This window comes from Thermogutta sp. (assembly GCF_014359955.1).
Lineage (GTDB): Bacteria > Planctomycetota > Planctomycetia > Pirellulales > Thermoguttaceae > Thermogutta.
On sequence record NZ_JACIYL010000068.1, the window covers coordinates 1 to 10,404 of the forward strand.

The 10,404-nt window shown below is 57.2% G+C and carries 8 protein-coding genes; 3 read left to right on the forward strand and 5 right to left on the reverse strand.

The window, feature by feature from the left end; translation table 11 throughout:
* Positions 1–270: SDR family NAD(P)-dependent oxidoreductase (locus H5U08_RS03730; protein ID WP_297030294.1), on the reverse strand; the 270-nt coding region annotated here is incomplete at its 3' end.
* 167 nt (positions 271–437) lie between these two features.
* Positions 438–998, reverse strand: a complete 561-nt coding sequence (locus tag H5U08_RS03735; protein ID WP_297030296.1) for a 3-hydroxyacyl-ACP dehydratase FabZ family protein — start codon at positions 996–998, stop codon at positions 438–440.
* Positions 999–1,483: 485 nt separating this feature from the next.
* Between H5U08_RS03735 and H5U08_RS03740 the strand changes: the two genes are divergently transcribed.
* Positions 1,484–4,030, forward strand: coding sequence for a hypothetical protein (locus H5U08_RS03740; RefSeq protein ID WP_297030297.1), 2,547 nt, complete (start codon positions 1,484–1,486; stop codon positions 4,028–4,030).
* An 88-nt stretch (positions 4,031–4,118) separates the two neighbouring features.
* Here H5U08_RS03740 and H5U08_RS03745 read toward each other — a convergent pair whose 3' ends face one another.
* On the reverse strand, positions 4,119–4,436 hold the full coding sequence (locus H5U08_RS03745; protein WP_297030299.1) for a hypothetical protein: 318 nt from the start codon (positions 4,434–4,436) through the stop codon (positions 4,119–4,121).
* Positions 4,437–4,447: 11 nt separating this feature from the next.
* Positions 4,448–5,221, reverse strand: a complete 774-nt coding sequence (locus H5U08_RS03750) for a DUF1080 domain-containing protein (protein WP_297030300.1) — start codon at positions 5,219–5,221, stop codon at positions 4,448–4,450.
* Positions 5,222–5,752: 531 nt separating this feature from the next.
* Between H5U08_RS03750 and H5U08_RS03755 the strand changes: the two genes are divergently transcribed.
* On the forward strand, positions 5,753–7,480 hold the full coding sequence (locus H5U08_RS03755; protein ID WP_297030305.1) for an MFS transporter: 1,728 nt from the start codon (positions 5,753–5,755) through the stop codon (positions 7,478–7,480).
* Positions 7,481–7,674: 194 nt separating this feature from the next.
* Positions 7,675–8,097, forward strand: coding sequence for a secondary thiamine-phosphate synthase enzyme YjbQ (locus tag H5U08_RS03760; protein ID WP_095416003.1), 423 nt, complete (start codon positions 7,675–7,677; stop codon positions 8,095–8,097).
* 88 nt (positions 8,098–8,185) lie between these two features.
* Here H5U08_RS03760 and H5U08_RS03765 read toward each other — a convergent pair whose 3' ends face one another.
* A complete protein-coding gene (locus H5U08_RS03765; protein ID WP_297030314.1) occupies positions 8,186–10,327 on the reverse strand; it encodes a beta-galactosidase trimerization domain-containing protein in 2,142 nt (713 codons plus the stop codon).
* Positions 10,328–10,404: the final 77 nt, after the last annotated feature.

A 10,404-nucleotide genomic window follows, 5' to 3' on the forward strand; every position in this document is an offset into this window, starting at 1 on the left:
CACGAGCACGTCGATTTTTCCGCGGGCATTGAGGATTTTCTCGACGACTTGCTGAATCCGGGCGACATCCCGGACGTCGGCTTGCTCGGCGTGAACCTTGGCCCCCTCAGCACCGAGTTCGTTCACCACCGCTGCCGCTGCCAACTGGTTGGACTGATACAAAAACCAGACTTCCGCACCCTCCCGCGCCAGTTGAAAAACGCAGGCTCGCCCAATTCCTCGGGATCCCCCGGTTACCAAGGCAACCTTATCTTCAAACCGATGCTTCATCTGTTGCGACCGTTCTCTGAAATGAGGGCATCGAATTTAATTCAAATCGTGCAACCGCTCGCGAAAAACGGCAGGTTCATCATCGTGGCATGCCCGGCCGTGAGCCTCACCCATTTTTGGCAAGATCACCGCAAGCACCACACCGAAGCCAGGTTGGACTCTGGAAGTCAGGTGCTTTTGAGCATGACCGACTGACCGCCCAACTGTGACCCCGCAGACGGATTCGTCTCTTTGGCGGGTGTGCCGTTGGATAGTTTGCCACCACCCAGCAGCAGCCCCAGGAGTTTCCGCATATCTCTTTTTACCGAATCATCCAAGCTTGCGCAGGTGGGATCGCGTTCAGCCAGGTTGTATCGCTCCATCACAAGACGCGCGCTGACGGTCGTTTTGCCATTGAGGATTCCCTCGGCCTGGACTTCGGTGAGCCGCCCATCGTCTCGAATGATTTCCGCCCTGACCTGGAGCACCTGGCCCGGCTCTACAAATTGGCCAAAACGGACACGTTTCGCCTCTTTCAGTACCACGATGCTGTGGGCAAAGTCTTCGGTTATTCGCACCAGCCATGCGGCGGCCTGAGTGAGGGCCTCCAGCATCAAAACGCCAGGCAAAACAGGAAAATTGGGAAAGTGGTCCGCAAGATACTCTTCGCAAAGCGAGAGCGCTTTTACTGCGGTAATTTCTTTGCCAGGCTTGACGTCGATAATCCGGTCAACCAGTGAAAACCGCATGGCAAAACGGTCCGTCTGTGTGACAATGGTGCGTTTCGTCGGAGAATCACCGGGGCCTCACTCGCACCGTTGCGCGGAACTGTAAAAACATTGAGTATACAGGCCAGCCCTATTTGTCACAACCGTTGTTTCTTGCCCGCATTGTTTGGCTGTACAGAACTTCACGGGAACCACTTAATCGAGGGGGTTGGTTCCACCACACAGGGTCAATTGCGGTGGATTCAAAGTCAGTCGGGCTTGAGTGCTCCGAGCTTGGATTGATTTTGCAGCAGCCACCCATCTCGGACGGACTTACCCCACGCGTGGAAGTCTATTGTCTACCAAAAATGTGATATCCGTTCGGCTGGTACAAGCTGCATATCCGATTCATCCCGCCAAATCCTCTAATCTAATTCAATCGCCCCGTCCGATACAGTCCTTGAGGGAAAGTAGCCGTCTTTCCACTTGGCGAGTTTGACTACTCCCTACTTCAGAGGAGTGACGCGATGAGGCTGAGCATTTTTTGCCTTTCGATCGTTTTGGCGTGCTCGCTGGGCCAGACTGTGGCATTGAGCGACACGTCGGATCGGCCTCTCGGACTGCTTGACCGAATCGAAAATTTCGGCGAAAAGCTTTTCTCTGGAATACGTCCGGCAAGAAAATCCCAGACCTCCGAGGCGCAAGCCGAGGCAGCGGAGCCGTCCTCTTCAAAACGGGCGGGTTCGGCTTTCGTTGACGAGGATGGTGCCCCGTTGACTCCCCGCCCCGATCCGCTTGTTAGTGGCAAGGCGTCCCCCGCCGCGGTCCCGGCGGATGCTCGTCCCACCAGTGGAGCGTCACCCACCGGGGCAGCGCTGCCAGCTCGATCGGGCGAGCCACATCTGGCTCAACCGGTCTTACAGGGGAATCCAAGGGATTCCAGCGGAAGTTCGGTGCCTCAATGGCCCACGCCGGCCGCTTCCACCAATGACACTCCTGCGCGCGCACCGCTCTACCAGCGGTTGATGGAGTACCGTCAATCCCCGTTTACCTCGGCCGGAACTGCGGCGACACCGCGGTCCGAATTGCCTCAGACTGCCGTCGCCGAGAATACGACCGGCCGCCAGCAGCCAGTTCGTTCCGCTCTACCGGAAGCGCCCGCGCCAGCAGGGACGAGCACAGCCAAGGCGGCCTCGCCGGATCAACCGAGCCAGCCACCGACGACATTTGCGGACCGGACAGGCAGACCTGATATGAACAGCCCGGCGATCGCTCGCGGTCGTGGGGAATTGGGCGGGGCGGTTACCTCGGAAAGCCGCGTCTGGCCGCAGACCGTGGCCGCGCGACCGGTGGAATCACCCTCAGTCCAATCGCAACGGCCGACGGGGGCGACGTCTCCGGTGGCACAGGCTCCGGAATCTGGGCAATCCTTGGTCCAAAACGGGTCGCGGGTGTCAGATACCTCCCGAGGCGTGACCCTCTCGCCCACCGTAAACATTGCGGGCACACCAAGCGGGCAGGCTTTGACGGTCGCTGGCACGCACTCTCCGACACCTGCCAAGCCACCGGTTTCCGTGCAGAACGGCAAAGATGTGGCGTCGGCAGCCCCAACACCTGCCCGGCCCACGGAACACCGGGTGTCTGGAACCGTTTCCGGCGTTCTGAGCGGTCCTGTTCTCGTTGTGAACGCGGTGGGGCCGAAAAGCATTACTTTGGGAAAACCCGGCAGTTACGAGATTCACCTGAAAAACCAGGGGGGAGCCGAGGCGAACGACGTCCGGGTAACCGTTGCGATTCCGCGATGGGCTGAAGTGGCCGGTTACGAAGCCTCGGCAGGGGATGCCGCAACAACACCCGATGCGAACGGCACCACCCTGGTTTGGACTCTGCCGACGGTGGGCGCAGGAAAGACGGAAAAGCTCTCTTTGGAGTTGATTCCGCGGGAAAGCCAAACAATTGATCTGGCCATTCAGTACACGTTCGCGCCGCCGCGGACGGAGACCAAAATCGAAGTGCGGGAGCCCAAGCTCCAGGTGGAAGTCGAAGGCCCGCACGAAGTCCTGTTCGGACGCTCCGAAGTCTATCGCCTGGTTGTCTCCAATGTCGGCACGGCCGACGCAGAAGACGTCACGGTTGCCATTCAACCGCTGAACAAGGCGCAGAAGGAACCCATCACACAGCTCCTGGGCAATCTCGCGCCGGGACAGACACGTCTCATCGAACTGGAACTGGTCGCGCGAGAAACCGGCAAGATGCTTTTGAGCATCGACGCCACGGCGGCGGGAAATATCACGGCGCACACGGATCACGAGATCGCCATCGTCAAGCCCGATTTGAGTGTGTCTCTCAGCGGTCCGAGTCTCCAGTTCGTGGGTCAAAACGACGAGTACGTTGTGACCGTGGAGAATCCCGGGACCGCGCCGGCGGAAAATGTACGGGTGCAGCTTCGTCATTCGAGTGCAGTCGAACCGGTTCGACGGGCTTTGCAAGGGGCCCGAATCGATGACCATCTCATTAGTTGGACAATCCCGACCCTTCCGCCCGGAGACAAGCAGAGTTTCCAGATACCCTGTCAGTTTCTGGCCGACGGTGAAGCACGCCTGATGGTGGAGGGGATGGCGGAAGGTGGACTGACGGCTCAATCGTCTTTGGTAACGGTTGTCCAGGCTGTGCCCAATCTGGTGCTTGATGTGGAGGGCCCGGGCCGTCCGCTCCCTGTTGGCCAGGAAGGGACGTACCGTATCGTGGTCGAGAACAAAGGAAGCAAGGCCGCGACCGACGTGTTTGTGGTCGGCTTTTTCTCGGAGGGGATCGAGCCTGTTGCGGCGGAGGGAACGCCCCACAAGATTCTGCCGGGTCAAGTGGTGTTTGACAAAATCGAGCAGATCGCTCCCGGCCAGAAACTTGTGCTGACCCTCCGGGCCCAGGCGCAACAGCCGGGGAACCACATTTTCCGGGCGGAGGTTCGCTGCCCCAGTTCGGCGACGCAACTGGCTTTTGAGACGACCACCCATTACTTCGACCCGGCGATTGCCACGCGGCCCCCTGCGTCGCAGTCTTCGCAGGTTCGCTGAGTTGCCGTGGCGGCGAAAGGTCCGGAGATTCAACAAAAAGTCGCCCACAAGGGGCGCGCTCCGACAAATCACCGGAGGCAGAATGACGTTAGCGTCGGCCCACGAACATGCCGACCAGGAAGCCGACGACGGCAGCACCAGCAGAAACACCTCCCACTAACAACGGATCAAAAGAGAAGTAGTTCACAAGATAGCCAAACACGCTGGCCGCCAGGAGAAACACGGCCAAGCAGAGCAATCCGATCACGACCACCATCCGACGCAACATGCGCCGGATGAGCGCGAGTTGTTCCGCGATGTCATGATTGCTCGCGGGATTGGTCACTGAACGGTCGCCGGTTTCTTGACTCGCCATGGCTTCGACCTTTTCTGTACGGCCAGCGTGTCTCAATCCTCTGATGGCCATCGTGTCTTTCTTTACGGCAACGTGATCAGCCGGAGACGGATATTGCGGTAGGCCACCGGCCCATGGTCTCCCTGGAGCATGAGCGGTCCAAGCGGTTTTTCATCGTTAAAGTGCGAAGCTCTGGTAGGACCGGTGACTTCCACATTTTCGTGGATGAGAACGCCGTTGTGGATGACTTTGACGAAGCGGGCATTTTCGATCTTTTTGCCCGACGCATCAAATCGGGGAGCGCGGAACACAACATCAAAGGTTTGCCACTCTCCCGGCTTTTTGGCAGCGTTGACACGCGGGGCATGCCCCTCATAGCCGCCCTGCGGTCCCCACCGCTGATAAATGCCGCCGCAGTCGCTGTAGGTGGGTTTTTTCACACCCCAACTGTCGAAGATCTGAATCTCGTACCGTCCCTGAAAATACACGCCCGAGTTCGATCCCTTGGGGACCATGAACTCAATGTGGGCGATGACGTCGCCATGTTCAATAACTGTGAAAAGGTCCACGGTTTTTCCGGAAGGACCGTTGTAGAGAACTCCCTGGCCTGGTTTCACCGCCAGTCGCTGGGGTTGCTGGGGATCCATGATGGCCTCGCCCACGATGGCCCATTCGCCGTGCGGCTCACGCCAGGCCGACAAATCCTCCATGCTAATGACGATCGTCTTCTCCCCGGTTGCCACTGGCGGTTGCGCTTCTTCCGAACGGCCGCCCGGCGGACTCAACAGGATTGCCAGAAAAGATCCGAGGAAAACGACCATCCTCGGTGGAGTAAACCGGCCGCGTCGTGTCGTCATGATGCACCTCCCGTTTGGTTTGCACAGAGTTGCCACTGCCGAACATTCGCCTATTTAAAAGCACGGCTTGGGGTGCGTCAACACGGCGTCACCGTGACCCATCTCCACTTTATGTGGAAACCTGTTAAGTGCCACGGGCGCAATGCGTTGGTACGGGCAATTCACGGCATTCCCTACCAGAGCCGTAGCCCGGGTGAAAATGGGGCCTCCAGTCTCTCCCATGGTTCGAATGCAACTGGGATGCTGGGTCGGCGTGGAGCCCGGGCCTGTGGCAGGGACGCCTTCCCCGATATTCTTCGAAAACGGAGCGGCCCGCTTGTCGTGCCCGCTGAAACTTCTGGCCAAAATCTATCGAAGTCTGCGTGGTTTTCAGCCGGTGAAGCGAAAGGGAGGATGGGTCTGCAGGTGGCCTTCTGGACAAACAGTTTGTTTTCACTCATAATCCCGTAACCTTGAGGTGGCAGCTCAAATGAGTGCCCGGGAATGCTGCGGTAAAGTGTTCGGAATCGGCTGAAAACAAAGGAGCGAGGAATGAGTGACGCCAACGCCACTGGCAGTCGCGAGAAGTGGTATCGGTTGCTGACAGGGTACCACTGGTTTGTCCTCATCGTGTGCACGGCCGGTTGGGCTTTTGACACCTTCGATCAGCAGCTTTTCAACCTGGCCAGGCAGCCGGCTATTCGTGATCTTCTGGGAACCGCGACACCCGATGTCGTCAACTTTTACGGGGGCTTGGCGACAGCCATTATGCTCGTCGGGTGGGCGACCGGTGGGATCGTCTTCGGCATCATGGGTGACAAGATCGGCCGGGCCAAAACGATGGTGCTCACTGTGGCCTGCTACTCGTTGTTCACTGGGCTCTCCGCGTTCAGTTTCGGATTGTGGGATTTTCTGCTGTATCGCTTTATTGCTGGCTTGGGGATTGGCGGTCAGTTTGGACTGGGGACGGCAATAGTTGCGGAAACTTTGCCGGATCGGGCGCGACCACACGCTCTTGGTTTTCTACAGGCTTTTTCGGCGCTGGGAAATATTTCCGCCGGAGTGGTCGGAATCGTGTTCTCACAGCTTTTGCTGGTGGGATATATCTCCGGCCAGACGTGGCGGTGGATGTTCGGGGTGGGGGTTCTCCCGGCCGTGCTCATCGTTTTTATCATGTTCTGGCTGAAAGAGCCGGAACGCTGGAAGCAGGCGGTGGCAGAAGGAAAGGCCGGAAAGCAGAAAGCCGGCTCTCTGGTGGAATTGTTTGGTGATCCTCGCTGGCGTGTTCGTGCGATCGTGGGGATCATCCTCGCGGCAGCCGGTGTCATCGGTCTCTGGGGCATCGGGGTCTTCGGTGTGGATCTGGTGCAGTCGATCTTTCGGGCCAACATCACGCAGGAATACCGAAAGCAGGAAGCCCATAAGCAGGATCAAGTGTTGGTGGCCCTTGTATTCCAGATGCCTGGGGCTGCGCAAAAGGTGGCCGACGCTGGGATTTCGCCCCGCGATCTGATCGGTGAAACTCCGGAGGATCATGACGCCCAGTATCTTTTGGCCGCCGCTTTAACGCTCGTTGCTCGAGGGGAACCGGCGACCATCGAGAACGCTTTGCGATTGCTTGATCAGCCGTGGACGGATGATGGTTCGGTGCTGGCGAAGCTCGACCGAAAGCGGCAACCTCAAACGGCGGCAGATCGGGAACGTCGTCGCCGCTTTGTGATGGAGGCTGATATTTCCGGTGCGTCACTGGACGATCATATCGCGCGGGTCCAGGAGCGGACCAAAAATATCGGTGGGTATGTACAGCGCTGGGGAAGCATTCAGCTCCTTTTATTCAATATCGGCGCGTTTTTCGGTATCTATGCGTTCAGTATGGTGACGGATAAGTTGGGTAGAAAGTGGACGTTCGCCATCTTTTTCCTGTTTGCGATGGTCGTCACAGCATTTGTCTTTCTAACCATGCGACGCTGGAGCGATGTCCTGTGGATGGCGCCCTTAATGGGGTTCGCGCAGCTTTCTGTGTTCGGAGGCTACGCGATCTACTTCCCCGAACTATTTCCCACAAGGCTGCGGAGTACCGGTACATCGATGTGTTACAACATCGGCCGCTACGTATCCGCATTCGGGCCGTTCCTGCAAGGCTATCTGAGCGGCGTCGTCTTCGCCAACTTTGCGGAACCGATGCGGGTGGCGGGAGCCACAATGTGTTTGTTCTTCCTTCTCGGAATTCTTGTACTTCCTTTCGCACCAGAAACCAAGGACCAGCCACTTCCAGAATGACGATCCGCGATAGAGAACTGACCATCGCGGAATGGCGGGTAATGGGCGTAAAAGGGCGAGGAATTACGCTGCCGGAAGGCCAATCCACCCGGGCAGGCGGTGGTCGAAGATCGACACACGGGCGAAATGTACAAGGCACGAGTGTCTTTTGGAAAGCTGATAAGAAGCGTTTATCGTTTGACGGAGAACGCGGTATGAAAAGCTACACAGAATATCTCACCTTCAATATTCCAAAGCGAATGGATTTCGTGAATATTACCCGGCAGGTGGAGGAGGCCGTCAAGAAAAGTGGTGTGCGAGAAGGGCTGTGCCTGGTCAATGCCATGCACATCACAGCCAGTGTCTTCATTAATGACGATGAACCCGGCCTCCACGAGGATTACAAGCGATGGTTGGAAAAACTGGCCCCGTATGATCCCTCGCCCCAAACGTATCATCACAACCGGACGGGCGAGGATAATGGAGATGCCCATCATAAGCGGCAGATCATGGGCAGGGAAGTTGTCGTAGCTATCACCAACGGCAAACTTGATTTTGGTCCGTGGGAACAAATCTTTTACGGCGAATTCGATGGGCGCCGGCCGAAACGCGTGCTGATTAAAATTATTGGCGAGTAAGCCCGACTAAGGTCATCGGGGACTAAATTTGCACCCTGCGATTTGCCATCAAAGAGATGCCGACACCGACTGTCACGCGGAGTCGGTTTTATCGGCTATCATCGCGAAAGCTGAAGAAAACAGCCTCGGCCATGGGGAACTGGAATTCGAAGCGGTCGCCGTCACCGAGGTTGGCACCGCTCCGTTCGTCGCGCACGTCGCGGACGGTCCGGTTCAGTTTGACAACAATAGGAATCGTTCGTGTCTTGAGCGAGGTTGCGCCGGTCTCTCCGAACATGGACCCGGTAACCGGGGCATTTTGGACCACGAACACGAAGACCCGACCGCGATTTTTCCAGTAGCAGGTTTCGATGTTGGCAGGCCGCCGGCCTTCGCTTGTCACCTGGATCCACGGGCGAACGCCCGCTTCGAAAATGAGCGTCACGAAAGGCAAGCGAGACCTGTCATCGGCGGTTCCTTCTTCCCGGTACTGGAGGTAGCGTTGGGGGGATAGATTCAGGTAAACCGCCGTGCCTTTTCCGACCTTTCTGACAGTCAAGATGGGGAGCCGCTTTTCCGCAACGGCGTAACCATTGTGAAGTTGGCAGGGAATAGTGGCGAAAAGTTCCCGGTAGGATTTGTAGTTGTAGGCCGCATCCTGGTCGGTCTCCACCCAAAGTCTGTCCCCGAAGAAATCTTGCGCCCGCTCCGTTCCGTCATGCGTAACACCAAAGAGGTCGTCGAGCGCTCCTCGCGCTCGTGCTTTTCCGTGCTGGTCGAACAACCCGCAACAAAAGTCGGCGATAACCGTTCCGCCTCGCAGGCAGAATTCACGGATTCGCTGAGCCTCGGCATCGGAGAGGGCATAACAGGCCGGAAGTATGAGCACTCGATATTCCTTAGGAATGCCATGAAGAACCGCCGTGTCATAGGAGATAAAGGAGTATTGCAGCCCACTATCTGTGAGAATATATTCCCAGGCCTTACGGGTTAAATGGGATGTGCCCAATCGATGGTCATTGCCCCGATTGACCCACGTGCGGCCGTGTGCCTCGCTGTCCAGGCACCATGATACCTGGATAGAAGGATGGGAGTAATATATGGCGATCCCGTCATGGATCCACCGGGCACCCACGAGTTTAGGCCCCTGAACCTGGCCCAGTTCTTTCAGAGTAAAACGATATTCGTAGAGCCAGGGGCGCGGCTTGGTGCCGTCGAACCAACCTTCCACCCAGCCGATCATGCCCCGATTCCCGTGCGCAAAGTAATACCAACTTTGCCACACATCGTTGGCCGTTCCTCGCTGATCAGAATGAAAATGTGTTGTAACTTGCGGAATGCAATTCTGCGGATTAAACGAGCGAATGATGGCCTGCGAGGAGCCCAGATCGTAGGCTTCGATAAATTGGATCTTCTTCATCAATTTCGCATAATCGTATCCGCCCCACATATTCGGCGACTGGCCGCCCACGAAGCCACACGGCGTTTCTGGATCGGTTTCATTGGCGACTTCGACCAGCCGTCCGAGAAAATTCGCCCAGACTGAATCGTTGTACGTGATGCGGTCCAAAAGGGGCGATAGATCGATGTCTTTGAGCTGGCCTTTTAACTGGGGCAGGATGGCATCGGGTGTGACAAATTGGGCTTGGGGGCCTTTTCCCCCGTAATAATAGTCGAGCCACCGCTGATAGTCCTGGTCGTCAGCGAGAACACGCCAGGGGAGGGGCACGACGAAAATGCCCCAGGAGATCTCATCGTCCAGAGCGTAGGCCACCCGCACAGGACTTTGCCGAAGTCGTGCGACTCGCTCCCGCACAAGAGCGGAGAGCTTCGCCAGAAGAGCCTCGTCGAGGGGTTTCAGCCCCTCTCGGTCCTGACGGATGGCCCGTGGATCACGTTGAAAGGCCTGAAACCGTGATCGCTGGTTGGCATCACGCAGATAAAGGTATCCCTTACCGGCGGTGTGGTCATTGTAAAAACGCAGATGCCACTTTTCGAGCCACGCAAACGGACCATCGCCGTGGTCAGTGAAGCCCCCATTGATGCCGAAATCGCGACAGAACTGCCCTCCTTCGTCACCTGTCCCAATCGTCCACTGGTACCGCCACGGCATATACAACCAGGTGTCCCACCGGGCGGTGAGCATTTTCGGGTCATGTTTCACCGGCTGAAACTCGGGAGCTGTTGCGATATAGCGGTAATAGGGATCATCGAGAGGTTCATCACCTGCTGCGAGGGAACTTATAAACAAAGAAGAAATCGCAGTTATACAGTACAAGACAACATTGAATCTACGGCAGGTCATTGGACTTCCTCAATGATCTCGGG